This is a genomic window from Azorhizobium oxalatiphilum, assembly GCF_014635325.1.
Classification (GTDB): Bacteria; Pseudomonadota; Alphaproteobacteria; order Rhizobiales; family Xanthobacteraceae; genus Azorhizobium; species Azorhizobium oxalatiphilum.
On record NZ_BMCT01000013.1, the window covers coordinates 1 to 24,923 of the forward strand.

Consider the following 24,923-nt stretch of genomic DNA (forward strand, 5'->3'; position numbering starts at 1 on the left):
GCGGTGTTCCAGACCTCGCAGGAGGGCCTTGGCCAGACGTCGGCTGTGGGCATCGGCGGCGACCCGGTGAAGGGCACGGAGTTCATCGACGTGCTTGAGATGTTCCTCGCGGACGAGAAGACGCAGTCGATCGTGATGATCGGCGAGATCGGCGGCTCGGCCGAGGAAGATGCGGCTCAGTTCCTGAAGGACGAGGCGAAGCGTGGCCGGAAGAAGCCGATGGTTGGCTTCATCGCGGGCCGCACGGCGCCTCCCGGTCGCCGCATGGGTCATGCGGGCGCGATCATCTCCGGCGGCAAGGGCGGCGCGGAAGACAAGATCGCCGCCATGGAAGAGGCCGGCATCCGCGTCTCGCCCTCCCCGGCACGACTCGGAAAGACCCTGGTCGAAGTGCTGAAGGGCTGACGAGACAAGAGACGGCAATCCGGCGAAGACTACTGGATTGCCGTCTTTTCATTGAACAAGTCCGTGTGTCACGCTCAGGTAAGTTCTGAGGATTACGCATGGTGCAGGTCGGCCCTGCGCAGAATGCCGGGGGGAGAGGGCGGAAGGTTCTTTCGCCGCACCCTCGGGAGGCTTATGTAGCGGCCGGATTTATCCGCTCCGGGAGGAGCAGCTCAGACGGAATTGCGGTCGATCATCGCCGCCGTTCCAGAATGATGGCAGACAAACGGCCAGGAGCCGGTTTCCAGTAACGCTCCCCGCGTTCTGGAGAGACAGCTCCAGGTTGTCATCCGGGATTTAAGCCCATGTCACGCGCGGACCAGAACGACCAATTCCTCGCCACCTCGTTCCTGTACGGTGGCAATGCTCAGTGGATCGAAGATCTCTATGCGCAGTACGAGGCCGATCCGGCCTCCGTTGACGCGCAGTGGCAGAGCTTCTTCGCGGCCCTCAAGGACGATCCGCAGCAGGTCAAGAAGAACGCCGAAGGCGCTTCCTGGAAGAAGCCCAACTGGCCGGTTCACGCCAATGGCGAACTCGTTTCCGCCCTCGACGGCAACTGGATCGAGGTGGAGAAGAAAGTCACCGACAAGGTGAAGGCGAAGGCCGAGAAGGCCGGCGTCGAATTCTCCGCCACCGAGGTGCAGCAGGCGACCCGCGACAGCGTGAAGGCGCTGATGATGATCCGCGCCTATCGCATGCGCGGCCATCTGCAGGCCGACCTCGACCCGCTCAAGCTGACCCCGCCGCGCGAGGCGCCCGAGCTGGATCCGGCCTCCTACGGCTTCTATGAGTCGGACCTCGACCGTAAGATCTTCATCGACAACGTGCTCGGCCTCGAGTTCGCGACCGTGCGCGAGATGGTCAACATCCTGCGCCGCACGTACTGCCAGACCATCGGCGTCGAGTTCATGCACATCTCCTCCCCCGAGGAGAAGGCGTGGATCCAGGAGCGCATCGAGGGCGTGGACAAGGAAGTGTCCTTCACCCGCGAGGGCAAGCGCGCCATCCTGAACAAGCTGGTGGAAGCCGAGGGCTTCGAGAAGTTCCTCGACGTGAAGTACACCGGCACCAAGCGCTTCGGCCTTGACGGCGGCGAGGCGCTGATCCCGGCCCTTGAGCAGATCATCAAGCGCGGCGGCAATCTGGGCGTGCGCGACATCGTGGTCGGCATGGCCCATCGCGGCCGCCTGAACGTGCTCACCCAGGTGATGGGCAAGCCGCACCGCGCGCTGTTCCACGAGTTCAAGGGCGGCTCCTGGGCCCCCGACGACGTGGAAGGCTCGGGCGACGTGAAGTACCACCTTGGCGCCTCGTCGGACCGCGAGTTCGACGGCAACAAGGTGCATGTGGCGCTCACCGCCAACCCGTCGCATCTGGAAATCGTGGACCCGGTGGTGCTGGGCAAGGCCCGCGCCAAGCAGGACCAGCTCGGCGACACCGAGCGCACCGCCGTGCTGCCGCTGCTGCTGCATGGCGACGCGGCCTTCGCCGGTCAGGGCGTGGTGGCCGAGTGCCTCGGCCTCTCCGGCCTGAAGGGCCACCGCACCGGTGGTTCGATCCACGTCATCATCAACAACCAGATCGGCTTCACCACCAATCCGCGCTACTCGCGCTCCTCGCCCTATCCCTCGGATGTGGCGAAGATGATCGAGGCGCCGATCTTCCACGTGAACGGCGACGATCCGGAAGCGGTGACGTTCTGCGCCAAGGTGGCGATCGAGTTCCGCCAGCGCTTCCACAAGCCGGTGGTGCTCGACATCTTCTGCTATCGCCGCTTCGGCCATAACGAAGGTGACGAGCCGTCCTTCACCCAGCCGCACATGTACAAGGTGATCCGCGCGCATCCCTCGACGCTGGAGCTTTACGGCAAGAAGCTCGAAGCCGAAGGCGTGATCGCCGCCGGCGAGCTGGACCAGATCCGGGCCGAGTGGCGCAACAAGCTGGAAGGCGAGTATGAGGCCGGCCAGCACTACAAGCCCAACAAGGCCGACTGGCTGGACGGCCGCTGGTCGGGCCTGAAGGCGAGCCATGAGGAAGACGATCCGCGCCGTGGCGACACCGGCGTCGATCTGGACGTCCTCAAGGACATCACCAAGAAGATCACCACCGTGCCGGAGGGCTTCACCCCCCACCGCACCATCCAGCGCTTCCTCGACAACCGCCGCAAGGCGGTGCTGGAGGACGGCGCGGGCATCGACTGGGCGACCGGCGAGGCGCTGGCCTTCTGCTCGCTGCTGGAAGAGCGTCATCCGGTCCGCCTGTCGGGCCAGGACGTGGAACGCGGTACCTTCTCGCAGCGTCATTCGGTGCTGACCGACCAGGACACCGAGGCCCGCTGGAAGCCGTTCAACCACCTCACCGACAACCAGGCCAAGTACGAGGTCATCAACTCGATGCTCTCGGAAGAGGCGGTGCTCGGCTTCGAGTATGGCTATTCGCTGTCCGAGCCCAACACGCTGGTGATGTGGGAAGCCCAGTTCGGCGACTTCGCCAACGGCGCGCAGGTGGTGTTCGACCAGTTCATCTCCTCCGGCGAGCGCAAGTGGCTGCGCATGTCCGGCCTCGTGTGCCTGCTGCCGCACGGCTATGAAGGCCAGGGTCCCGAGCATTCCTCGGCCCGTCTCGAGCGCTATCTGCAGATGTGCGCGGAAGACAACATGCAGGTCGCCAACTGCACCACGCCGGCGAACTACTTCCACATCCTGCGCCGTCAGCTGAAGCGCGACATCCGCAAGCCGCTGATCCTGATGACGCCGAAGTCGCTGCTGCGCCACAAGCGGGCGGTGTCCTCGCTGTCCGAGTTCGGTCCCGGCACCGCCTTCCACCGCGTGCTGTGGGACGACGCCCAGTCGCACCCGACCGATGCCCTCCAACTGGTGGCGGACGACAAGATCCGTCGCGTCGTGCTCTGCACCGGCAAGGTCTATTATGACCTGCTGGAGGAGCGCGAGAAGCGCGGCACCAACGACGTGTATCTGATGCGCGTCGAGCAGTTGTTCCCGTTCCCGCTGAAGACGATGGTGCAGGAGCTGTCGCGCTTCAAGAACGCCGAAGTGGTGTGGTGCCAGGAAGAGCCGAAGAACCAGGGCGCCTGGGCTTTCGTGCAGCCTTACCTGGAGTGGGTGCTGGAGAATGCCGGCGGCGTGTCCAAGCGTCCGACCTATGCCGGCCGTCCGGCGTCCGCCGCCACCGCCACCGGCCTGATGTCGAAGCATCTGGCCCAGCTGAAGGTCTTCCTCGAGGAAGCGCTGGGCTGAGGGCTGCCGGTTTTCCGCACCGCTCAGCGGCGCGGAAAACCGCAAGGGATTGGCCGGCTTCCTTGAGCCGGTCAGGCTGTTTGATCCGGTGCCGTGTCGCCCTTTTGGCGCGCGCCGGATCGTGGTGGGACCGGAGCCGGCCATGGCCGGGGATGGGTTCCGCCGATGTCCAATCGTGGGGAGGGAGGCTGGAGCGCCATGAGGCGACAGGCTCTCTTCCTTGTCTTGCGCCGGGTCTGACCCGGCCTCCGAGCGTTTGAGGGAGGCCCCCCGCGGGCGAATGTGATGGCGACCGAAATCCGCGTGCCCACCCTGGGCGAGTCCGTTACCGAAGCGACCATCGGCAAGTGGTTCAAGAAGCCCGGCGATGCGGTGAAGGCCGACGAGCCTCTGGTTGAGCTTGAGACCGACAAGGTCACCGTGGAAGTCCCCGCTCCGGCGGCCGGCGTTCTCTCAGAGATCGTCGCCAAGGACGGTGACACCGTCGGTGTCGGCGCCCTGCTGGGCAACATCACCGCGGGTGGCGCCGGCGCTGCCGCGGCGCCCGCAGCCAAGGCTGAAGCCCCCAAGGCCGCTGCGCCTGCCCCGGCTCCGGCCGCCGCGCCCGCCGCTGCTCCGAAGGCTGCCGCCTCCAGCGCCAACGGCCCGGCCGTCGACCGCCTCGCCGCCGAGAGCGGCGTTGCCGCCGGCAATGTCGCCGGTTCCGGCAAGGATGGCCGCGTGACCAAGGGCGACATGCTCGCCGCCATCGCCACCGGCGGTTCCGCCCCGGCTCCGGCCGCCGCGGTGTCCGTGCCGCGCGTCGCCTCTTCGGCCGATGATGCCGCGCGCGAAGAGCGCGTGAAGATGACCAAGCTGCGCCAGACCATCGCGCGCCGCCTGAAGGACGCCCAGAACACCGCCGCCATGCTCACCACGTTCAATGACGTGGACATGAGTGCGGTGATGGCCCTGCGCGCCCAGTTCAAGGACTCCTTCGAGAAGAAGCACGGCACCAAGCTGGGCTTCATGGGCTTCTTCACCAAGGCCGTGATCGCGGCCCTGAAGGACCTGCCGGCGGTGAACGCCGAGATCGACGGTCAGGACCTGATCTACAAGAACTACTACAACATCGGCATCGCGGTCGGCACCGAGAAGGGCCTCGTGGTTCCCGTGGTGCGTGACGCCGACGAGCTGTCGGTGGCCGGCATCGAGAAGGCCATCGCCGGCTACGGCCGCAAGGCCCGTGACGGCAAGCTCGGCATCGAGGACATGCAGGGCGGCACCTTCACCATCACCAACGGCGGCATCTACGGCTCGCTGATGTCCACCCCGATCCTGAATGCGCCGCAGTCGGGCATCCTCGGCATGCACCGCATCGAGGAGCGTCCGGTGGTGGTCAAGGGGCAGGTGGTGATCCGCCCGATGATGTACCTCGCGCTCTCCTACGACCACCGCATCGTCGACGGCCGCGAGGCCGTGACCTTCCTGGTGCGCGTGAAGGAGACGCTGGAAGATCCCGCGCGTCTCGTGCTGGACCTCTGATCCGCGCGTTTGTCTCGACCCGTGCGGCCGGCCTCGGCCGCACGGGTTTTTCAGAGCGCGATCCGGGCCGTTTCCAACGGGCCGGTCAATCGCCCTCTCAGGCTCAAAGTGAGCGGCCTTGCTGGCTCGGGTTGATGTGAGCCACGCGGGCGCATCCGGCGCCGCCGGCCGCTCCCCTCCTCCTTCAAGGACCGAAATTCATGGCCAACTACGACCTGATCGTCATCGGCACCGGCCCCGGCGGCTATGTGGCTGCCATCCGCGCCGCCCAGCTCGGCCTCAAGACCGCCGTGGTCGAGAAGCGCGCCACCCATGGCGGCACCTGCCTGAACGTCGGCTGCATTCCCTCGAAGGCCCTGCTCTTCGCCTCGGAGAAGTTCGAGGAAGCCGGCCATTCCTTCGCCGGCATGGGCATCAATGTCTCCGCCCCCAAGCTTGATCTGGCCGCCATGCAGGCGTTCAAGGACAAGGGCGTCGATGGCAATGTGAAGGGCGTCGAGTTCCTGCTCAAGAAGAACAAGATCGACGTCCATTTCGGCACCGCCAAGATCCTCGGCACCGGCAAGGTGGAAGTCACCGCCAATGCGGACGGCGCCAAGCAGGTGCTGGAGACCAAGAACATCCTGATCGCCACCGGCTCGGATGTGGCCCAGCTGCCCGGCGTCACCATCGATGAAGAGAAGGTGGTGTCCTCCACCGGCGCGCTGGCCCTGAAGAAGGTGCCGGGCAAGCTGGTGGTGGTCGGCGCCGGCGTCATCGGCCTTGAGCTCGGCAGCGTGTGGCGCCGCCTCGGCGCCGAGGTGACGGTGGTCGAATATCTCGACCGCATCCTGCCCGGCATGGACGGCGAAGTCGCCAAGTCCTTCCAGCGCATCCTCGCCAAGCAGGGCTTCGGTTTCAAGCTGGGCACCAAGGTCACGGGCGTCGAGACCAAGGGCAAGGGCCTGAAGGTCTCGGTGGAGCCGGCCGCCGGCGGTGAGGCCGAGGTGCTGGATGCCGACGTGGTGCTGGTGGCCATCGGCCGCGTCGCCTACACGCAGGGTCTGGGCCTGGCGGAAGCCGGCGTCGAGACCGACAAGCGCGGCCGCGTGGTGGTGGACAAGCACTACAAGACCAACGTCGACGGCATCTACGCCATCGGCGACGTGATCGCCGGCCCGATGCTGGCCCACAAGGCCGAGGACGAGGGCATGGCGCTGGCCGAGACCCTCGCCGGCAAGGCGGGTCATGTGAATTACGATGTCATCCCCGGCGTCGTGTACACCTTCCCGGAGGTGGCTTCCGTCGGCAAGACCGAGGAAGAGCTGAAGGAAGCGGGCATCGCCTACAACGTCGGCAAGTTCCCCTTCACGGCCAATGGCCGCGCCAAGGTGAACAACACCACCGACGGCTTCGTGAAGTTCCTGGCGGATGCGGCCACCGACAAGGTGCTGGGCTGCCACATCATCGGCCCCGAGGCCGGCGAGATGATCCACGAGGTCTGCGTGCTCATGGAGTTCGGCGGCTCGTCGGAAGATCTGGCCCGCACCTGCCACGCCCATCCGACCCGCTCGGAAGCGGTGAAGGAAGCGGCGCTGGCGGTCGAGAAGCGCGCCATCCACTTCTGATCGCGCGTAACGTCTGAAAGAAAGACGGCCGGTCCGCAGTGCGGGCCGGCCGTTTTCTTTTGTCCGCCAGATGGAGCAGGGGGCGATCAGCCGCCCTTGCTGGTGCTGGTCGTCGTGGTCTGGTTGGAGGCGTGGCCGGCGCTGCAGTCGGCGAAGGCTGGCGCGGCAGCGGCCACGAAGGAGAGGGTGCAGAGGGCGAGGGCAATGCGCTTCATTGGTCTCATCTCCTGAAGTGTGCTTTGGCACACCATGAGGCTAACCCCGCCGGGCGCTTCGCCAATGCCCGAAAAAGCGCCGCGCCTGCCGTTGCGGCAGCGGGGTGCCGCTTTTCACGGGGAGTTGTAGAGTAAGGGCCGTGCCGGAGTGCCGTGCCGCCCAGCAAGCACGCCCTTCAAACGCCGCAAGCCCTCCCCATCTTCAGGCCACCATGTCCGAACAGCATTCCCCTGATCCGTCCCGGCCTCCCCATGCCCGACCGCGCACGCGCTCGGCGTGGCGGCCGCTGTTCATGGTGATCGCGCTGCTGTTCCTCATCGAGGCGTGGCTGTGGGCGAAGACCGCGCCCATGGTGCGCTGGGTGATCCAGCACATTCCGTTCGAGCGCGCCAAGCAGGCGCTGGCCGAGTGGGCGCGACGCCTGCCGCCCTATGGCGCGCTGGTGCTGTTCATCGTGCCGCTGATCCTGATCGAGCCCATCAATATCCTCGCCCTCTGGTTCTATGCCCATAAGCAGTTCGTGCTGGGCAGCCTGTGTTTCCTCGTGGCGAAGCTGGTGGGCGTGGGCCTCATGGCTTTCCTGTTCGAAGCCTGCCGGGAGCAGTTGCGCTCTATTCGATGGTTCTCGCGGCTGATCGACTGGGTGATCGCGGCCAACCACTGGGCGCATTCGCTGGTGGAGCCCTACAAGCAGGAGCTGAAGGCCGCCTTCGCCGCGTGGACGAAGGGCAAGGGCAACGGCTTCTGGCGCCGGGTGATGGACATCCGCCGCCGTGCCTTCAGGGGCGGCTGATCTTTCTCACGCCCGCGGATGCGCCGCCCGATAGGCTTCCATGAGCCGTGCCGCATCCACCGCCGTATAGACCTGCGTGGTGGAAAGCGAGGCGTGGCCCAGCAGTTCCTGAATGGCCCTGATCTCGCCGCCCGCCGCCAGCAGGTGGGTGGCGAAGGAATGGCGCAGGGCGTGCGGCGTTGCCGTATCCGGCAGGCCGAGCGCGCCGCGCATGCTGGCGACCGCCGCCTGCACGATGCGCGGTGAGAGCGGCCCGCCGCGTGCGCCCCGGAACAGCGGCTTTTCCGCTTCAAGCTGATAGGGGCAGAGCGCGGCATAGTCCGCCACCGCGCGCGCCACCTGCGGCAGCAGGGGCACCATGCGGGTCTTGTTGCCCTTGCCGGTCACGGTGATCTGGTCGCCCTTGCCCGGTTCGGGCATGGCGGCGCGGGTGAGGCCGAGGGCCTCGGAGACGCGCAGGCCGCAGCCATAGAGCAGGGCCAGCACCGCCGCATCGCGGGCCAATACCCACGGCGCGCGATCCTCGCCCACGCGGGTTTCGGGATCGGCCAGCGCCTTTGCGTCGGAGACCGAGACCGGCTTGGGCAGGCTGCGCTTCAGCTTGGGCGTGCGCACGGCGGCAAGCGCCCCCACCTTGCCGAGCCCCTCCCGCTCCAGATGCCGCCCGAAGGAGCGGGCCGCCGCCATCAGCCGCACCAGCGTGCGCGGCGAGACGCCATCCGCCCGGCGGGAGGCGAGGAGCGCGCGCACGTCGGCGGGGGCGAGGGCGCCCATCTGCGCCAGCGTCGGCCGCTCGCCCAGATGCAGGGCCAGCCGGTTGATCACCAGCGTGAGGTCGCGGGCATAGGCGTCGAGCGTCTTGGGGGAGAGCCGCCGCTCATGGGCGAGGCGGTTGAGCCAGCCTTCCACGGCAGGCGCGAGGTCGGCGCTCTGCCCCGCCAGCAGCGCCGCGCGCGACCGGGCGGCCTTCGCTTCGTCCGTCATGGCCATGGGCTGGTCTCCTTCGGCCCCAAGCCTAACCCGGCCGGGCTTAATGGATCCCCTCTTGCATTTCGATATATCGAAAGATATATGTGCTGACGTTGTATCGTAAGATACATCTAAAGGAGTAATATCATGTTTGGATGCAGACCCCACAGGGGGCGCGAGCGCTTCGGCGCGGAGATGGACCACGAGCAGTTTAATGCCGGCGGTCGGGGTGAGTTCGGTGGCTTCGGCGGTGGCTGGGGCCGGGGCGGTGGACGTCGCGGCGGCGGCGGCGGTGGCGGCGGGGATTTCTTCCGCATCGGTCGCATGCTGGCGCAGGGCGATCTCAAGCTGCTGGCCCTCGCGCTCATCGCCGAGCAGCCGCGCCACGGCTACGAACTCATCAAGCTGATCGAGGAGAAGACCGGCGGCTGGTATTCGCCGAGCCCGGGCGTGGTCTATCCCACCCTGACCTTCCTCGAAGAGGCGGGCTATGTGGTGGCCGAGCCGGATGGCGCGAAGAAGCGCTTCACCATCACCGAGGAAGGCCGGACCTATCTGGACCAGAACCGGGATTTCGCGGACGCGCTTCTGGGCCGCCTGTCGGAGATCGGCCTGAAGGTGGGCAAGATGCGCCGCTGGATGGGCAAGGACGGTGAACCCGCGCACGAACCCTCGGGCCTGCCGCGTCTGGTGGATGCCGCGCTGGAAAACCTGAAGGACGTGGCGAAGGCGAAGCTCGCCGAGAACCCGCGTGCGGAAACCCGCATCGTGGAAATCCTGGCCGGCGTCGCCAACGACCTGCGCGAGATCTGAACGCAGGTCTCACCCATGCGACGCCTGACGGGCCGGACGCGGCCCGCCCGGCGCCTTTTTGGCTTTACAGGACCGCTGACCATGGCTTCTGCCTCGCCGCCGAACGATCGCGCCTATGCCTATTTCCGGGTGGTGGGAGATTTCGATCCGGGTGCCATCACCTCAGCCATCGGCCTCGCGCCGAGCGAGGCATGGGCCAGGGGCGAGACGTTCCAGCGCAGCGGCCGCAGCCTTATCCGGCGCGCGGACTGCTGGAGGCTGGACAGCGGCCTCGCCGAGACCGCGCCCATGGACGATCATGTGGCGGCGCTGCTGCGGGTTCTGGCCCCGCGCCGCGATGGCCTGCTGGCCCTGCCGGCCGATCTCAGGCGGCAGATCGTCTGCATCGGCCATTTCCGGCAGAGCTTCAGCTGGGAGCTGGACTTCAGCCACCAGAAGCTGGCGACGGACCTTGGCATCTGCTTCTGGATCGAGGCCTATGCCTTGAGCGAGACGGCCGAGGCCGCCCCGCGCGTCCATTGACGGACCGGCTGTTCAGCCCAGAACCACCGCGCCAAGGATAATGAGGATGCCGCAGGTGGACAGCGCCCACACGGCCGAGCGCACGTAAGGCAGGCCGCTGGCATAGAGCGGCACATAGAGCACCCGGCCCCAGAAATAGAGATGCGCGCCGCCGATGGTGAAGGCGTTGTGCACGCCGCTCACTTGCGCGATCAGCACCGCCGCCGCGAACAGCGGAAACGTCTCCATCAGATTTTTGAACGCCCGGTCCATGCGCCCTGCCATGGGGCCGAGCGGCGGCATCTGGGCATCGCGCGCGCCGGTGTTCCAGGCGAGGCCGCGCTCGCGGGTGGCGAGGCGCGCGGCCAGCATGAGCTGGAACAGATAGAGGACGATGGTGGCAGCGAGCAGTGCGAGTTCGTGGGTCACATCGGGCTCCGGTCGGAGGAGGGCACGGCGAATCCCGCCCGCTTGAGGCGCACGATGGCAAGATCGAGCGCGGAGAGGAAGGCGGATTTGTCGCGCTGCGAGAAGGGGCGTGGACCCGATGTGATCTGGCCGGCCGAGCGCAGCTCGTCCATGAGGTTTCGCGTCGCCAGCGTGGCGCCGATGGTGGCCTCGGTGTGGGCCTTGCCATTGGGCGCGATCACGTCCGCGCCCGCCTTCACACAGCGGGCGGCGAGCGGAATGTCAGCGGTGATCACCACGTCGCCGCGCGACACCCGCTCGGCGATCCAGTCGTCCGCCACGTCCGGTCCCGCCGCCACCACCACCCGGTGGATGCTGGGATCGCGCGGGATGTTGATGGGCTGGTTGGAGACCACATGCACGTCCAGCCCGTGGCGGGCGGCCACCTTGTAGATCTCGTCCTTCACCGGGCAGGCATCGGCATCGACATAGAGGGTAATGGGCTCGGTGCGGGGCGGCGTGGCTGTTGGCTGCATGCTGCTGCAATGGCAGGGGCGGACGGCGACCGCAAGTCATGGCCACATGAATCCGATTTCAGGACGTGGCGAGGCTTGGGATCGGATCCCGATGCCAAAGCTGTGCGTTGATCGCCACCCGGCCCCGCTTGACGGGCTGCCCCTGCCCATGCGGACCTTTTGTCCATGAATTCCCTGCTGCGCCGTTCCCACCGCCTGCTGTCCGGCATCCCCGGCGTGCCCTTCCTGCTCCGCCACGTGAGCCGCATGGAGCGGGACACGCTGGTCATCCTCGCTTTGACCGCGGGGGGCTTCTACCTGTTCCTGAAGATCGCCGACGAGGTGATCGAGGGCGAGACCCGCACGCTCGACGAACGCATCCTGCTGGCGCTGCGCGTGCCCGGCGATCTGGCCACGCCCATCGGCCCGCGCTGGCTGGTCGAGAGCATGCGCGACCTCACCGCGCTGGGCGGCACCACCGTCCTCACGCTGATGACGCTGGCCGTGATCTGCTTCCTGCTGATGGTGCGCAAGCATCACACCGCCATTCTCGTCACCGTGTCCGTTGCGGGCGGGGCGCTGATCTCCTCGCTGCTGAAATGGGGCATCTCCCGGCCCCGGCCCGATCTCGTGCCGCACGGCATGGAGGTCTATTCCCAGAGCTTTCCCAGCGGCCATTCCATGATGTCGGCGGTGGTATATCTCACGCTCGGTGCCGTCCTGGCGCGCACGCAGGCCAGCCTGCGGGTAAAGACCTTCCTGTTCGGCATCGCCATCGCGCTCACCGTGGTGGTGGGCATCAGCCGGCTCTATCTCGGCGTCCACTGGCCCACCGACGTGCTGGGCGGCTGGACGCTGGGGGCGGCCTGGGCGGCGCTGTGCTGGCTGGTGATGCTCTATCTGCAGTCCAAGGGCGAGGTGGAGCCGGAAGAGCCTGCGCCGGCGGAGGAGACATCCGCCGGATCGCGCGGCTGAGCCCAAACGCAAACGGCCGCCCCGAGGGGCGGCCGCTGCTTGTCTGGTCTGAAAGCCGTCGATCAGTCGAACAGGCTGGATACCGATTCTTCGTGCGCGGTGCGGGCGATGGCCTCGCCGATCAGGGTGGCGATGGGCAGCACGCGGATGTTGCGCGCCACACGCACGGCCTCGGTCGGCTGGATGGAATCGGTGATCACCAGTTCCTTCAGCTTGGAGGCGGTGATGCGGGCCACGGCACCACCCGACAGCACGCCGTGGGTGATGTAGGCGGTGACTTCCTTGGCGCCGCGCGCCAGCAGGGCGTCGGCGGCGTTCACCAGCGTGCCGCCGGAATCGACTATGTCGTCCACCAGAATGCAGGAGCGGCCGGACACGTCACCGATGACGTTCATGACTTCGCTCTCGCCGGGACGCTCGCGGCGCTTGTCCACGATGGCGAGCTGGGCGTCGATGCGCTTGGCGAGGGCCCGGGCGCGCACCACGCCGCCCACGTCGGGGGAGACGACCATGGTGTTGCCGAGCTCGAACCGCTCCTTGATGTCGCGCACCATCACCGGGGCCGAGTAGAGATTGTCGGTCGGGATGTCGAAGAAGCCCTGGATCTGGCCGGCGTGGAGGTCCAGCGTCATCACGCGGTCGGCGCCGGCATGGGTGATGAGGTTGGCCACCAGCTTGGCGGAGATGGGCGTGCGCGGACCGGGCTTGCGGTCCTGACGGGCGTAGCCGAAGTAGGGCACCACAGCGGTGATGCGCTTGGCCGAGGCGCGGCGCAGCGCATCGGTGATGATCAGCAGTTCCATCAGGTGGTCGTTGGTGGGGAACGAAGTGGACTGGAGGATGAACACATCCTCGCCGCGCACGTTCTCCTGGATCTCGACGAAGATCTCCATGTCGGCGAAGCGCCGGACGACCGCCTTGGTCAGCGGCGTTTCCAGATAAGCGGCGATCGTCTCCGCGAGCGCGCGATTGGAGTTACCCGCGACCAGTTTCATGGATCCGTTCTCTTAAAAGCTGTCCGGTGCTCGGCGACAGGTGAGCCCGATAAATCTCGCAAGCCGTCCTGATAGGCGGGCGGGCAAGGATTTGTAAAGGCGCAGATTCAGCGGGACGCGTATGCGAGCGCAGCGGGCTCGCTCGCGAGGCTGTCGCCGGGCGTGAGGCTGGCCACCGGAACGCCGCCATTCTCGGGCGGCGCGACAGGCACGGCGGGAGCTTCCGGCTGGGCCGGCTCGGCGGCGGGGGCAGCTGCCGCAGGCGTGGCACCGGGGCCGGAGGCCGGCGCGGCGACGGCGTTCGGATTGCCCACGGAGAGGGTCTGCGACAGGCTGGCGATGGTGTCGCCGGCGATGCGCTGGAGCATGGCCTCGTCGCAGACGTTCCACGCATTGCCCTTCACCGACTTGGCGGTTTCCTCGCCGGTGATGCGGGCCACGCGCTGCTTGTCGGCGTCGAACACTTCCCAGGCATAGGCGACCTGCGTCTTGCCCTTCTCGGTATGGACCGACATGTAGCCACGGATGCGGTAGCTGGCGGGCTGGGTGCGGGAGACGAGCGCGACCTGCTTGGCCTCGGCCTCGGTGGCGAGGCTCGAAACGAGGCTGTCGAACTTCTCCTTCGGCGGGCCGTCGATGGACTCGAAGGCAAGGGCGCGGTTGGCTGCGGAGCCGTTGGAGGCAACGCCGGAGCCGTCGGTCTGGCAGGCGGCCAGCGCCAGCGCGCTGCCGAGCACTGCGAGCCGCGCGACAAACGTCACCGCCCGCGTGCCAAACCCGATACGGCTCGCAAGTCCGCGCATCCGCCGCCCCCTCTTCACATTTCGTTAAGAGAAAGGGGTAGCCTCCTTCGGGCGCGAGGTCCAGAACGTCCGTTAATCTATCGTTAATTGTGATCGGGCGGGGCCTGAAAACCCTTATTCTAGCGTGATCGCCGCCACCAGCCGGCCGTAGTCCGGCTCGCTCTTATGGGTGGATCGGCGGTAGCTGAAGAAACGGGCCGGATCGGCATAGGTGTCGAGGCCCAGATCCTCCACATGGTCGATGCGCGCCTGCCGCAGGCGCAGGGCGATGAAGCCGGGCAGATCGAACAGCGCATGATGCGGCCGGTCGGCGGGAGCGAAGAAGCGGGTGAAGGTGCGGTCTTCCTCGATGAAGCGGGAGATGAAGTCCTCGCCGACCTCGTAGCTGGGCTGGCGGATCAGCGGGCCGATCACCGCGCGGATGTCGGCGCGGCGGGCGCCGAGGTTCTCCATCTGCGCAACCGTCGCCTCGATGACGCCGCCGAATGCGCCCTTCCAGCCGGAATGGGCCGCGCCCACCACGCGCGCCACGGGATCCGCGAACAGCACCGGTCCGCAATCGGCGATGGTGACGGTGGCGGCAAGGCCGGGCACGCGGGTGGCGATGGCATCCGCGCTGGGGGCATTGGCGCGGGTCCACGGGGCTTCCATGGGCACGCAGATGGCCGAATGCACCTGCGAGCACATGACGAGGTTCTCGGGGGTGACGCCGATGGCCCGCGCCATGCGGGCGCGGTTCTCCATCACATTCTCCACCGCGTCCTTCGAGCCGAGGCCGCCATTGAGGCTGTCATAGATGCCGGACGAGACGCCGCCCTGCCGGGTGAAGAAGGCATGCCGGATGCCCGGCAGCGCCGCGAGCGAGGACGCTTCAACCTTCATGCCGCAAATTCCTCTTGCCGATCGAAGCCGGGCAGCGGGCCGAGGGTCGCGTTGCCGAGCGCCAGAACCTTGAACAATGAGCCCATTTCGCCCTGGCCGGAACCCGCAAGCCGGGCCTGCGCCGACGTGATGTCCGCGCGCTGCCGCTCCGTTGCGTTCTGTGCCAGCTGGGCGGCGCGGGCGGCGAGGCCGAGACGGTTCAGGAATTCGCCCTGCGTGAGGGGGCCAAAGGCGCGCGCCCCGTCGCCGCGCGCGATCTCGGCCAGCGCGGCGAAATCCACATGGGCGGTGAGGTCCGCCGTGCCGGGGGCGGTGAGGGGATCGACGAAGCGATGATCCTTCATGGCCTGCAGCGTATCCCCATAGCCGTGCGCGCTGTGCCCGTAATCGATCACCAGCGCCGCGCCCCCTTGCGTGGCGAGGCGGCCGGCAAGGGCATGAACGGCTCCGCTCTCCAGACGTTCCAGCACCGCGCCCTCATGGGGCGCCGGGAAGCGGGTAGCCAGCGCCGACAGCGCGGGGAAGGGGCGCGGGTCGATGCCGAAGACGAAGTTGTCGTCCCCATCGAGGCCCACCCGCCGCTCGTGCCAGCCTTGCGGACCACGCACGAACTGGTCGATGGGCAAAGCGTCGAAGAATTCGTTGGCGATGACGATGGCCGGTCCCTCCGGCATGTCCTCCAGCCGGTCGTGCCATGTGGGGGCGTAGGCGGAAAGGTTGTCCGCCTGCTTCGCCCGCAGCACGGGGCTCATCTCGACCATGTGGAGGCTCATGGCGGCGCCGAAGGCGGGCAGGAGCTTTGCCGCGCGCAAGGCATCGGCCATCAGCGTGCCGCGTCCGGGACCGAGTTCCACCAGCCGGAACGCTTCGGGCGCGCCCATCTGCTGCCATGTAGCCACCGCCCACAGGCCGATCAGCTCGCCGAACATCTGGCTGATCTCGGGCGCGGTGGTGAAGTCGCCCTTGGCGCCGAGGGGATCGCGGGTGACGTAATAGCCGTGCTTGGGATGGCCTAGGGCAAGCGCCATGTAGCGCCCGACGCTGATCGGGCCTTCGGCGGCGATGAGCGCCTTCAGTTCGGCTTCCAGCGGGGCGGTCACGGCGTCGGCTGCCGCCGGGCGTGGACGACGAGCGCGATGCCGGCCAGCACCAGCGGCACCGAGAGCAGCATGCCCATGGTGGAGCCGAACATCAGGAAGCCCAGCTGCGGGTCCGGCTCGCGGAAGAACTCGCCGACGATGCGGCCGAGGCCGTAGCCGATGCCGAAGATGCCCGCCGCCAGCCCCGGCTTCTTCAGCGCGCCGCAGCGCACGGCGATCAGCATGACGATGAACAGCAGCACGCCTTCCAGCGCCGCCTCATAGAGCTGGCTGGGATGGCGGGGCACGTCGCCGCCGGTGGGGAAGACGATGGCCCAGGGCACATCGGCCGGACGGCCCCACAATTCGCCATTGATGAAATTGGCGAGGCGGCCGAACAGCAGGCCGAGGGGCGCGACCACGCCGGCCACGTCCAGCAGCGAGAAGATGGGGATCTTCCGCGAGCGGGCGAACAGGACGAGGGCGACGATCGTGCCGGCCAATCCCCCGTGGAACGACATGCCGCCGTGCCAGACCTGCACGATCTCCAGTGGGTTCGCGATGAAGAAGGGCAGATTGTAGAACAGCACATAGCCGGCCCGGCCGCCGAGGATGACGCCGAAGGTGGCCCAGAATAGCGCGTCGTCCATGTCCACCGGCTGGATCGGCGAGGTGCCGCCCCAGAGCGATCCGCGGGCGACGATGAAGCGCGAGAGCTGCCAGCCCAGCAGCAGGCCGGCGATATAGGCCAGCGCATACCAGCGGATGGCGAACGGCCCCACCGCGAACAGCACCGGATCGATGGCCGGGAAGGGCAGGGCGAGCTGGATCATTGTTACTCCGGGCGGGCTGAGCGGGCGCCTTGGCCGTGCGGCCTTTGCTAACGCAGAGCTGTGAACTTGGCTTTAAAGGCACGGGCATGGCCGCATCTGCGAGGGGGTGTGCGATGGGCTCCGCGCGGCGTCAAGCCGCAGAAGGGCCTCCGGGAACGGCCTGCCGCAGCGGCGGCAAGCGGCCTCCCCAGCATTTGTTCACGCGCGCCGCGCCTTGAGCTGTGCGGGGATAAGTGGCGGTACGGCTTGGCGCATGGCTGCCTGCGGCCGGGCGGGCCTTGCGGGCGCCACACAAGATGCCCATTGTCACCCCGAGTAACGCCGCAGGGCGCTGAAGTTCAAGACCGATACGGCGCGGAGGCCGACCATGACCCAGACCACGGGCCGTCTGTTCGACGAAATGTCCCGCTTCATGAACGACGCCGCCGGCATGGCGCAGGGTGTCCGCCGCGAGGCCGAGACCGTCATGAAGGCGCAGATGGAGCGCTTCCTGCGGGACATGGATCTCGTGAAGCGCGAGGAATTCGAGGTGGTCAAGGACATGGTGGCCGCCGCCCGCCTTGAGAACGAGCGCCTCGCCGCCCGCCTCGCGGAGCTTGAGGCCAAACTCGCCGGTACCCCCGGCGCCGGTCCCGGCCCCGTCTGAGCTGCAATCCTCGCACCTGCGAGGACCTACAATCTGTCGTAGCGGCGCGATGCCGCGCCGCGATATAGTGGGTCTTGTGGCGATTCGAGGCCGGTTCGTCGCGTCAGGCACGCGACGGGGCGCAGCTTCGCCATGGCACGCCATTCCGATGGCTCCGGCCTGAGGACTGGCGCAGCCGCCGGTACGCTGCGTCGCGCAAATCCTGGCTGGCTTTGAGTGCCGTTCGTGCCGTGTTCGACCGTCTCCGCGCCCCTCACACCGCGAGGTCGAGGCATGTCTCTGATCGAAATCGAAACCGAATCGTCGGCCAACCCCGTCGATCTGGTCGAGCAGCTCGCCGCTCTGCGCGACTGGTCCTTCGAGCGCTCCGCCGAGGACGAGATCACGCTCTCCCTCAACAATCGCTGGACCGACTGCCACGTCTCCTTCCAGTGGATGGACGAGATCGAGGCCCTACACCTCGCCTGCGCTTTCGACTTCAAGGTGCCCGACAACCGCCGCAACGAGGTGCTGAAGCTCCTCGCGCTCATCAATGAGCAGATGTGGCTCGGCCATTTCGACATCTGGCCGCAGGAAGGCGTGGTGATGTTCCGCCATGCCCTCGTGCTTGCCGGCGGCGCCGCCGCCAGCGACCGCCAGTGCGAGGCCATCCTGGATGCCGCCATGGATGCGGTGGACCGCTACTATCCCGCCTTCCAGTTCGTGGTGTGGGCGGGCAAGTCGGCACGGGAAGCGATGGATTCCGCGCTTTTCGAGACCGCCGGAGAAGCTTAAGACACAGCTGAACCCTTCGGGAGGAGCCCGCTCATGTGGCGGGCTCGCCCCTTGCGTGCAGGTGTGCCGATGTCCCTCGATGTGCTGAAGAAGTTGGAAGGCCCCGTCGTCCTGGTGGGCGCCGGCAAGATGGGCGGCGCCATGCTCGAAGGCTGGCTGGCCCTTGGCCTCGAACCCTCCCGCGTGGTGGTGCTCGATCCCAACCTGCCGGCCGAGGCCGCTGCCGCCTTCACCGCCAAGGGCGTGCAGGCCAATCCCGCCTATGACGCCATCCCGCCCGCAGCCGTCCTGATCCTCGCGGTCAAGCCGCAGGTGGCACCCGCCGTGCTGTCCAGCGTGCGCGGCATCGCCGGCCCGAACACCGTGGTGGTGTCGGTCATGGCCGGGCGCACCATCGGCTTCATTCAGGAATCGTTCCCGCGCGGCATCGCCATCGTCCGCACCATTCCCAACACCCCGGCCGCCATCGGCCAGGGCGTCACCGTGGCGGTGGCGAACGAAGCGGTTTCCGCCGACGCCAGGGCGGCCGCCTCCGGCCTGCTCGGTGCGGTGGGCATCGTGGAGTGGGTGGATGACGAGGCGCTGATCGACGCCGCCACCGCCGTCTCCGGCTCCGGTCCGGCCTATGTGTTCCTGCTGGCCGAGGCGCTGGCCAAGGCGGGCGCGGCCGCCGGCCTGCCGGCGGATCTTGCGGACCGCATCGCGCGCGGCACGGTCTCGGGCGCCGGCGCGCTGCTGGCCCAGTCGGGCATCGCCCCCGCTACCCTGCGCCAGAACGTCACCTCTCCCGGTGGAACCACCGCCGCCGCGCTGGCCGTGCTCATGGATGAGGATGAAGGCTTCGGGCCGCTGCTCGTCGAGGCGGTGGATGCTGCGACGAAGCGCTCGCGGGAACTTGCCGGCTGACGTTTCGTTGCCAAGCTTGGGCACTTGTGAGGGCGCTGCGGCGCCCTTACTTTTTGAAGATACGAACGGGCCGGAGGACGCATGACCTCGGAGACCAGCCGCGACGCCGCGTTGCGCGCCTTCCTCCAGTTGCTGGAGGAAAAGCCTTTCGAGCGCATTGCCCTTGCCGATGTGGCCGAGCATTCGTCCGTGCCGCTCTCGGAACTGCGGGCCGATTTTGGCTCCACCCGTGACCTTCTGGCCGCCTTCTTCCGCGCCACCGACCGCCACGTGCTGGCCGCCGGCCCCTCGGCGGATGAACTTTCCGACGAGCCGCCCAAGGAGCGCCTGTTCGAGGTGCTGATGCGCCGGCTCGATGCGCTGGAGCCCTATCGCGGTGCCGTAGGTTCGCTGACCCGTTCGGCCCGGCGCAATCCGCCGCTTGCCCTGCTGCTGCTGCACCTCGGCGCGCGCTCGCAGATGTGGATGCTGGCCGCCGCCGGCGTCACCTCCACGGGCCTCGCCGGTGCGGCGCGGGCGCGCGGGCTGGCGCTGCTGTTCGCCCGCATCGTCGGCATCTGGCTGGACGATGACGAGGACCCCGGCCTTGCCCGCACCATGGCGGCGCTGGACCGGGAGCTGACCAGTGGCGCCAAGCTGCTGGGCATGCTGGACGACATGGCCTTCCTCGCCATCCCGTGGCGCAAGCGCCGCTCGGATGCGCCGCCCACAACCCGCGAGGCCCGCGCCGCGGCGGAGGCTTGACCCTCGCCCTCGCCGCCGTTTCATTGCTGCCGTTGCAAAACGGGAGACAGAGATGGCTGAGGCGGCACAGGCGGGCGTGATCGGGATCGAGGATTTTCTGAAGGTCGATGTGCGCGTGGGCACCATTGTTGAGGCCCATCCCTTCCCCGAGGCCCGCAAGCCCGCCTACAAGCTGACCATCGACTTCGGCTCGCAGATCGGGGTGAAACGCTCTTCGGCGCAGATCACCGAGCATTACAAGCTTGAGGAACTGGTGGGCCGTCAGGTGGCGGGCGTGGTGAACCTGCCGCCGCGCCGCATCGGCCCCTTCATGTCCGAAGTGCTGACGCTCGGCTTTCCCGACGCGCAGGGCGCGGTGGTTCTGGTGACGCCCGGCACGGCGGTGCCGAACGGGGCGCGGTTGTTCTGAGAGGGCCTGCGTTCAGAGCTGCTTGGTCATATAGACCTGATGGAAGCCCTCCCGCGCCACGCGGTGGGTTTCCACATAGCCGGCCCGGTCGTAGAGGGCGATGTTCTCGGTGAGAACCTCATTGGTGTAGAGGCGGATGGCCTCATAGCCCGCCGCGCGGGCGGTCGCTTCCGCAAAGGCCAGCAGGCGGTGGCCGAAACCCCGCCGCTGGGCGGTGGGCGCAACCGCGATATTGTCGAGGAACATGAAGTCCGGCTCGCGCACCAGCACCACGAGGCCGGCCACCGCGCCGTCCGCTTCCAGCACATGCACCGTCCCCTGCGCGACGAGGTCCGCATAATCGTCCTGCATGGGGAAGGGCAGGCGCCCCATGCGCGGGATGTGGATGCCATAGGCCGCGTCCACGATGGCGGTGATGGCGGGTACGTCGTCGGCGTGGGCGGGGCGGATGATGGGAGCGGGGCTCATACGGGAAGCCGGATGGTGGCGCGCAGGCCCCCGAGGGGGCTGTCGGCGAGGATGACGTCGCCGCCATGGGCGCGGGCGATGTCGCGGGCGATGGAGAGGCCGAGGCCGGAGCCGCCCGCATCCTGATTGCGGGCATCGTCCAGCCGCAGGAAGGGACGGAACACGTCCTCGCGCTTGTCCTCGGGAATGCCGGGGCCGTTGTCGTCCACGGTGACGATCAGCCAGCGGGCATCGCGGGTGCCGGTGATCTCCAGCTTCTTCGCATAGCGCGTGGCGTTGCCCACGAGATTGCCGATGCAGCGGCGCAGCGCATCCGCCTTCACCTGCACCAGCGGCGGCCCCATGAAGCTGCAACTGGCCTCGGCGCCGGAGCGCTGGGCGTTGGCGCAGAGTTCCTCGATGAGCTGGGACATGTCGGTGAGTGCCGCCTGCTCGCCGCCGTCGCCGCGCGCGAAGGCGAGATAGGCTTCCAGCATGCCCTGCAGCTCGTCCACGTCCTTCTTCAGCGCGTCCACCTCCGGCCCCTCGGGGAGGAAGGCCAGTTCCAGCTTGAAGCGGGTGAGGATGGTGCGCATGTCATGCGACACGCCGGCCAGCATGGTGGTGCGCTGCTCGATCTGGCGCTCGATGCGGCGCTTCATCTCCAGGAAGGCGACGGACGCCCTTCGGACTTCACGGGCACCACGCGGGCGAAAATTCTCCACGTCGCGGCCCTTGCCGAAGGCTTCCGCCGCATCGGCCAGATTCTCGATGGGGCGGATCTGGTTGCGCAGGAACAGGATGGCCACCGCCAGCAGCACCAGCGACGTGCCCACCATCCAGAGCAGGAAGATGTGGGAGTTGGAGGCGTAGGCGGCATTGCGGGGCGCGAAGATGCGCAGCACCACATTGTCCATCTTTACCCGCACCTCGATGAGGTTCGAGCGCCCCACCGTGTCTACCCAGTAGGGCTGCTTCACCCGGCGGCCGATCTCGCGCGACAGCGCGCCGTCGAGAATGGAGAAGAAGGGACGTGGACCGGGGGCGGGCAGCGGGTCCGGCGGCATCAGGTCCACGGACAGTTCCAGACTCTGCCAGGCGATGCGGCGCAGCGTCTGGAAATCCTTCTCGGACGGATAGGCGGCATAAAGGTCCACCACCGCTGCGATGTCCTGTCCCACCGAGGCGGACAGGCGGCGGGTGACGCTGTTGTAGTGGCGCTCCATGAACACGAAAGCCACCACCGATTGCAGGATCACCATGGGCACCACGATGATCAGCAGCGAGCGGGGGAACAGGCCCTTGGGCGTGACGCGGTTGAACCACGCGCCCATGCGGGCGTTGGCTTCGGCGAGGAAGTCGCCGAGGTTGCGCAGGCCCGCCTTGCTCGCCCCCATGAAGGTCACGGCGTCACCACCAGCCGGTAGCCGATCCCGCGCACGGTCTGCACGAAGGAGGGATTGGCGGGATCGCGCTCCACCTTGCGGCGCAGGCGGTTCACCTGCACGTCCACCGCCCGTTCGCTGGCGGCGCCGCCGCCGGCCAGCGCGAGGCGCGGCACGGTTTCGCCCGGCGCCTCGGCCAGCGCGCGCAGCATGTCGCGCTCGCGCTCGGTGATGCGCACCGGCTCGCCGAGGCGGCTCAGTTCGCCCCGGCCGAGGTGGAAGGTGAAATCGCCGAAGCGCACGCTCTCGATGGCCTTCTGCGGCGGCGGCGTGGTGCGCTTCAGGATGGAGCCGATGCGCAGCAGCAGTTCGCGCGGCTCGAAGGGTTTTGCGACGTAATCATCCACCCCGGCTTCGAGGCCGGTGATGCGGTCGGTGGTCTCCGAGCGCGCGGTGAGCATGAGGATGGGCACGGCGGACGAGGTGCGCAGCGAGCGGGCGAATTCGATGCCGGTCTCGCCGGGCATCATCACGTCCAGCACCAGCAGGTCGAATTCCAGGCCGACCATGCGCCCGCGCGCCTCCTGCGCCGAGGCGGCGGTGGTCACGCGGTAGCCGTGCTCGCTGAGGAAGCGGGACAGCAGGGTGCGGATGCGGTTGTCGTCATCCACCACCAGCAGATGGGGGGCATCGTCGGGCAAGGGCGGAGGGGCGGCGCGCTGGGCAGTCTCGGTCATGGCCTTCCTTCAGGCGGACGGGGGACGGGCCGCCTGCGCCCGATGTACCAGCCGTTCCACCTCGGCGCGATCCTCCCGGTCGATCATGGCGACAAGAAAGCGGCGGGCCGCGTCTTCCGCGTCCGGCCCGCATTCGCCGAGCGCGCTGGCAATGCGGCGGCTCTGGATGGCCACGAAATCCCGCGCGAGCGCTTCACCCTTGGTGGTGGGATAGAGCAGGCGCTGGCGGCGATCGGCGGCGCCGGCCCGGCTCTCCACGAAGCCCTCGTCCACCAGCTCGCGCAGCACGCGGCCGAGGCTCTGCTTGGTGATGCGCAGGATGTCGAGCAGCTCCGTCACGCGCATGCCTGGATTGCGATTGACGAAATGCAGGACACGATGGTGTGCGCGGCCAAAGCCGAAGGGGGCGAGAATCTCGTCGGGATCGCCCACGAAGTCTCTGTAGGCAAAGAAGAAAAGCTCGATAAGCTCGACAAAGCTGCGCTCCGGCGCAGTCTCGGCCTTGGACGCCGGGGCGCGGGGAGGGGCCGGCTCGGCCAGCTGATTTATGTCAGTCATGTTGACTTTTTTCAGTCCGATCGTTACTCACGGGGCGTCGGCGACGAAATGATCGTTCTCGAACGTGCTTCCGAATGTTCGATCATTGCGCTGCCCGTGAAAAGGCCCATATCCTTGGGCATTGAAAATATCGACAACCTTCCGTCCCTGCAAAGCATTGACGCAAGGCAAGCAAGGGCCGCCAGAAAGACGTGCCCGACCAGGAGTGAAGATCATGAGTGGAGAGCCTTTCGACAAACGTGACGGCTGGATCTGGATGGACGGCGCTCTGGTGCCGTGGCAGGACGCCAAGCTGCACGTACTCTCCCATGGTCTGCACTATGCTTCGTGCGTGTTCGAGGGCGAGCGCGCCTATGGCGGCACGATCTTCAAGTCCACGCAGCATTCCGAGCGCCTCAAGCTCTCGGCCGAGATGCTGGACTTCACCATTCCCTACTCGATCGAAGAGATCGATGCGGCGAAGAAGCTGACGCTGGAGAAGAACAATCTCGTGGACGCCTATGTCCGCCCGGTGGCGTGGCGTGGCAGCGAGATGATGGGCGTCTCCGCCCAGCACAACAAGATCCACCTCGCCATCGGCGTGTGGGAGTGGCCGAGCTATTTCGACCCCGAGCAGCGCACCAAGGGCCTGCGCCTCGACCTCGCGGAGTTCCGCCGCCCCGATCCGGCGACGATCCCGTGCAAGGCCAAGGCCGCCGGCCTCTACATGATCTGCACCATCTCCAAGCATAAGGCGGAGCGTCGCGGCTTCGCCGATGCGATGATGCTGGATTATCGCGGCTACGTGGCCGAGTGCACCGGCGCCAACATCTTCTTCGTGAAGGACGGCGTGATCCATACCCCGAAGCCCGATTGCTTCCTGGACGGCATCACCCGCCGCACGGTGATCGAGCTGGCGCAACGCCACGGCATCGAAGTGGTCGAGCGCCACATCCTGCCGGAGGAGCTTGCCGGCTTCACCGAGTGCTTCGTCACCGGCACCGCCGCCGAAGTGACCCCGGTGGGCGAGATCGCCGACTGGAAGTTCACGCCGTCGGGCATCACCCATCAGCTGATGGACGCCTATACGGCCGAGACGCACCCGAAGTCGGCGGCTGCCGCCGCCTGAGGCCGCATCGCGCTGAAATGAGAAAGGCCGCCCCGGAGATATCCGGGGCGGCCTTTCTGCTTTTCGGGATGTGAAATCGGGAGGCCTCTCAGCCCAGCGCCTTGCCCCAGCGTTCCGCAGCCGTGTCGTCGGCGTCCTTGGCTTCCACCCAGGCGCCGTCGTCGGTGCGGCCGGGACGCTCCTCCTTCTTCCAGAAGGGAGCGTTGGTCTTCAGCCAGTCCATCAGGAATTCCGCCGCCGAAAACGCCGCGCCGCGATGGGGCGAGGCGGTGACGACGAGCACGATCACCTCACCCGGCACGATGCGGCCGAAGCGGTGGACCACGCGGGCACCCTGAAGCGGCCAGCGGGCGCGGGCCTCGTCCAGGATGCGGCGCATCTCCTCCTCGGCCATGCCGGGATAATGCTCAAGGTGCAGGGCCGCGAGCGGCACGCCATCCTTCACGTCCGCCCGGCACAGGCCGGTGAAGGTGACGATGGCGCCGATGTCGGTGCGCCCTTCCGTCAGCGCGGCGGCCTCGGCAGCGGCGTCGAAGGGCTCGGCCTGCACGCGGACCGAGAAGGTTTCACTGGCGGGCAGGCCGTCGCTCAT

At 67.5% G+C, this 24,923-nt stretch carries 27 protein-coding genes and 1 pseudogene; 14 read left to right on the plus strand and 14 right to left on the minus strand.

Going from position 1 to position 24,923, the window contains the following annotated elements; all coding sequences use genetic code 11:
- From IEW24_RS27360 to lpdA, 4 genes and pseudogenes are all read left to right on the plus strand, one after another.
- A pseudogene (locus IEW24_RS27360) lies at positions 1-405 on the plus strand (succinate--CoA ligase subunit alpha); the annotation flags it as partial.
- A gap of 344 nt (positions 406-749) precedes the next feature.
- Positions 750-3,704, plus strand: coding sequence for a 2-oxoglutarate dehydrogenase E1 component (locus IEW24_RS27365; protein WP_188584101.1), 2,955 nt, complete (start codon positions 750-752; stop codon positions 3,702-3,704).
- A 285-nt stretch (positions 3,705-3,989) separates the two neighbouring features.
- Positions 3,990-5,228: a 2-oxoglutarate dehydrogenase complex dihydrolipoyllysine-residue succinyltransferase gene (gene odhB, locus IEW24_RS27370; protein WP_188584102.1), complete on the plus strand. Its 1,239-nt coding sequence runs from the start codon at positions 3,990-3,992 to the stop codon at positions 5,226-5,228.
- A 200-nt stretch (positions 5,229-5,428) separates the two neighbouring features.
- A complete protein-coding gene (gene lpdA / locus IEW24_RS27375; protein WP_188584103.1) occupies positions 5,429-6,835 on the plus strand; it encodes a dihydrolipoyl dehydrogenase in 1,407 nt (468 codons plus the stop codon).
- Between the two features lie 86 nt (positions 6,836-6,921).
- Here lpdA and IEW24_RS29045 read toward each other — a convergent pair whose 3' ends face one another.
- On the minus strand, positions 6,922-7,050 hold the full coding sequence (locus tag IEW24_RS29045) for a hypothetical protein (protein ID WP_280515000.1): 129 nt from the start codon (positions 7,048-7,050) through the stop codon (positions 6,922-6,924).
- A 212-nt stretch (positions 7,051-7,262) separates the two neighbouring features.
- On the opposite strand from IEW24_RS29045, the gene IEW24_RS27380 reads away from it, so the two are divergent.
- Entirely contained in the window at positions 7,263-7,844 is a 582-nt protein-coding gene (locus tag IEW24_RS27380) for a hypothetical protein (protein ID WP_188584104.1), read from the plus strand.
- Between the two features lie 6 nt (positions 7,845-7,850).
- On the opposite strand, the gene IEW24_RS27385 is transcribed toward IEW24_RS27380, so the two are convergent.
- Positions 7,851-8,834, minus strand: coding sequence for a tyrosine recombinase XerC (locus IEW24_RS27385; protein ID WP_188584105.1), 984 nt, complete (start codon positions 8,832-8,834; stop codon positions 7,851-7,853).
- Between the two features lie 126 nt (positions 8,835-8,960).
- Between IEW24_RS27385 and IEW24_RS27390 the strand changes: the two genes are divergently transcribed.
- Positions 8,961-9,626, plus strand: coding sequence for a PadR family transcriptional regulator (locus IEW24_RS27390; protein WP_373870155.1), 666 nt, complete (start codon positions 8,961-8,963; stop codon positions 9,624-9,626).
- Positions 9,627-9,707: 81 nt separating this feature from the next.
- On the plus strand, positions 9,708-10,148 hold the full coding sequence (locus tag IEW24_RS27395; RefSeq protein ID WP_188584106.1) for a DUF4279 domain-containing protein: 441 nt from the start codon (positions 9,708-9,710) through the stop codon (positions 10,146-10,148).
- A gap of 12 nt (positions 10,149-10,160) precedes the next feature.
- Here IEW24_RS27395 and IEW24_RS27400 read toward each other — a convergent pair whose 3' ends face one another.
- Both IEW24_RS27400 and IEW24_RS27405 read right to left on the minus strand, forming a co-directional pair.
- A complete protein-coding gene (locus tag IEW24_RS27400; RefSeq protein WP_188584107.1) occupies positions 10,161-10,556 on the minus strand; it encodes an MAPEG family protein in 396 nt (131 codons plus the stop codon).
- A complete protein-coding gene (locus IEW24_RS27405; protein WP_188584108.1) occupies positions 10,553-11,071 on the minus strand; it encodes a YaiI/YqxD family protein in 519 nt (172 codons plus the stop codon). Before IEW24_RS27405 ends, IEW24_RS27400 begins: the two co-directional genes overlap by 4 nt.
- A gap of 165 nt (positions 11,072-11,236) precedes the next feature.
- Between IEW24_RS27405 and IEW24_RS27410 the strand changes: the two genes are divergently transcribed.
- Entirely contained in the window at positions 11,237-12,025 is a 789-nt protein-coding gene (locus IEW24_RS27410) for a phosphatase PAP2 family protein (protein WP_188584109.1), read from the plus strand.
- 62 nt (positions 12,026-12,087) lie between these two features.
- On the opposite strand, the gene IEW24_RS27415 is transcribed toward IEW24_RS27410, so the two are convergent.
- The 5 genes from IEW24_RS27415 to lgt form a co-directional block, all read right to left on the minus strand.
- Complete coding sequence (locus tag IEW24_RS27415; protein WP_188584110.1) at positions 12,088-13,020, minus strand: ribose-phosphate pyrophosphokinase; 933 nt, start codon at positions 13,018-13,020, stop codon at positions 12,088-12,090.
- A gap of 107 nt (positions 13,021-13,127) precedes the next feature.
- The gene (locus IEW24_RS27420) at positions 13,128-13,823 is read right to left on the minus strand and encodes a hypothetical protein (protein WP_188584111.1); all 696 of its coding nucleotides are present in this window, start codon (positions 13,821-13,823) and stop codon (positions 13,128-13,130) included.
- A gap of 114 nt (positions 13,824-13,937) precedes the next feature.
- Positions 13,938-14,705 carry a peptidoglycan editing factor PgeF gene (pgeF, locus tag IEW24_RS27425; protein ID WP_188584112.1) on the minus strand — a complete coding sequence of 256 codons (768 nt, stop codon included), beginning with the start codon at positions 14,703-14,705 and terminating at the stop codon, positions 13,938-13,940.
- Entirely contained in the window at positions 14,702-15,805 is a 1,104-nt protein-coding gene (locus IEW24_RS27430) for a class I SAM-dependent methyltransferase (RefSeq protein ID WP_244644709.1), read from the minus strand. The genes pgeF and IEW24_RS27430 overlap by 4 nt, the downstream gene beginning before the upstream one ends.
- The gene (lgt, locus tag IEW24_RS27435; RefSeq protein ID WP_188584113.1) at positions 15,802-16,617 is read right to left on the minus strand and encodes a prolipoprotein diacylglyceryl transferase; all 816 of its coding nucleotides are present in this window, start codon (positions 16,615-16,617) and stop codon (positions 15,802-15,804) included. Before lgt ends, IEW24_RS27430 begins: the two co-directional genes overlap by 4 nt.
- 367 nt (positions 16,618-16,984) lie before the next feature.
- On the opposite strand from lgt, the gene IEW24_RS27440 reads away from it, so the two are divergent.
- The 5 genes from IEW24_RS27440 to IEW24_RS27460 all read left to right on the plus strand — a co-directional run bounded on the left by IEW24_RS27440 (position 16,985) and on the right by IEW24_RS27460 (position 20,096).
- Positions 16,985-17,263, plus strand: a complete 279-nt coding sequence (locus IEW24_RS27440; RefSeq protein WP_188584114.1) for an accessory factor UbiK family protein — start codon at positions 16,985-16,987, stop codon at positions 17,261-17,263.
- 273 nt (positions 17,264-17,536) lie between these two features.
- The gene (locus IEW24_RS27445; protein WP_188584115.1) at positions 17,537-18,037 is read left to right on the plus strand and encodes a type III secretion system chaperone family protein; all 501 of its coding nucleotides are present in this window, start codon (positions 17,537-17,539) and stop codon (positions 18,035-18,037) included.
- Positions 18,038-18,106: 69 nt separating this feature from the next.
- Entirely contained in the window at positions 18,107-18,943 is an 837-nt protein-coding gene (proC, locus tag IEW24_RS27450) for a pyrroline-5-carboxylate reductase (RefSeq protein WP_188584116.1), read from the plus strand.
- Between the two features lie 81 nt (positions 18,944-19,024).
- Positions 19,025-19,687, plus strand: coding sequence for a TetR/AcrR family transcriptional regulator (locus IEW24_RS27455; protein WP_188584117.1), 663 nt, complete (start codon positions 19,025-19,027; stop codon positions 19,685-19,687).
- Between the two features lie 52 nt (positions 19,688-19,739).
- Positions 19,740-20,096 carry a tRNA-binding protein gene (locus tag IEW24_RS27460; RefSeq protein ID WP_188584118.1) on the plus strand — a complete coding sequence of 119 codons (357 nt, stop codon included), beginning with the start codon at positions 19,740-19,742 and terminating at the stop codon, positions 20,094-20,096.
- A gap of 12 nt (positions 20,097-20,108) precedes the next feature.
- Here IEW24_RS27460 and IEW24_RS27465 read toward each other — a convergent pair whose 3' ends face one another.
- From IEW24_RS27465 to IEW24_RS27480, 4 genes are read right to left on the minus strand one after another with little or no spacing between them, the layout of a single operon-like run.
- Entirely contained in the window at positions 20,109-20,564 is a 456-nt protein-coding gene (locus IEW24_RS27465) for a GNAT family N-acetyltransferase (protein ID WP_188584119.1), read from the minus strand.
- A complete protein-coding gene (locus IEW24_RS27470; RefSeq protein ID WP_188584169.1) occupies positions 20,561-21,940 on the minus strand; it encodes an ATP-binding protein in 1,380 nt (459 codons plus the stop codon). The genes IEW24_RS27465 and IEW24_RS27470 overlap by 4 nt, the downstream gene beginning before the upstream one ends.
- Positions 21,941-21,945: 5 nt before the next feature.
- On the minus strand, positions 21,946-22,665 hold the full coding sequence (locus IEW24_RS27475; protein WP_188584120.1) for a response regulator: 720 nt from the start codon (positions 22,663-22,665) through the stop codon (positions 21,946-21,948).
- A 9-nt stretch (positions 22,666-22,674) separates the two neighbouring features.
- Positions 22,675-23,223, minus strand: coding sequence for a MarR family winged helix-turn-helix transcriptional regulator (locus IEW24_RS27480; protein ID WP_188584121.1), 549 nt, complete (start codon positions 23,221-23,223; stop codon positions 22,675-22,677).
- 214 nt (positions 23,224-23,437) lie between these two features.
- On the opposite strand from IEW24_RS27480, the gene IEW24_RS27485 reads away from it, so the two are divergent.
- Positions 23,438-24,331: a branched-chain amino acid aminotransferase gene (locus IEW24_RS27485; protein ID WP_188584122.1), complete on the plus strand. Its 894-nt coding sequence runs from the start codon at positions 23,438-23,440 to the stop codon at positions 24,329-24,331.
- Between the two features lie 88 nt (positions 24,332-24,419).
- Here IEW24_RS27485 and IEW24_RS27490 read toward each other — a convergent pair whose 3' ends face one another.
- On the minus strand, positions 24,420-24,923 hold the full coding sequence (locus IEW24_RS27490) for a molybdenum cofactor biosynthesis protein MoaE (protein ID WP_188584123.1): 504 nt from the start codon (positions 24,921-24,923) through the stop codon (positions 24,420-24,422).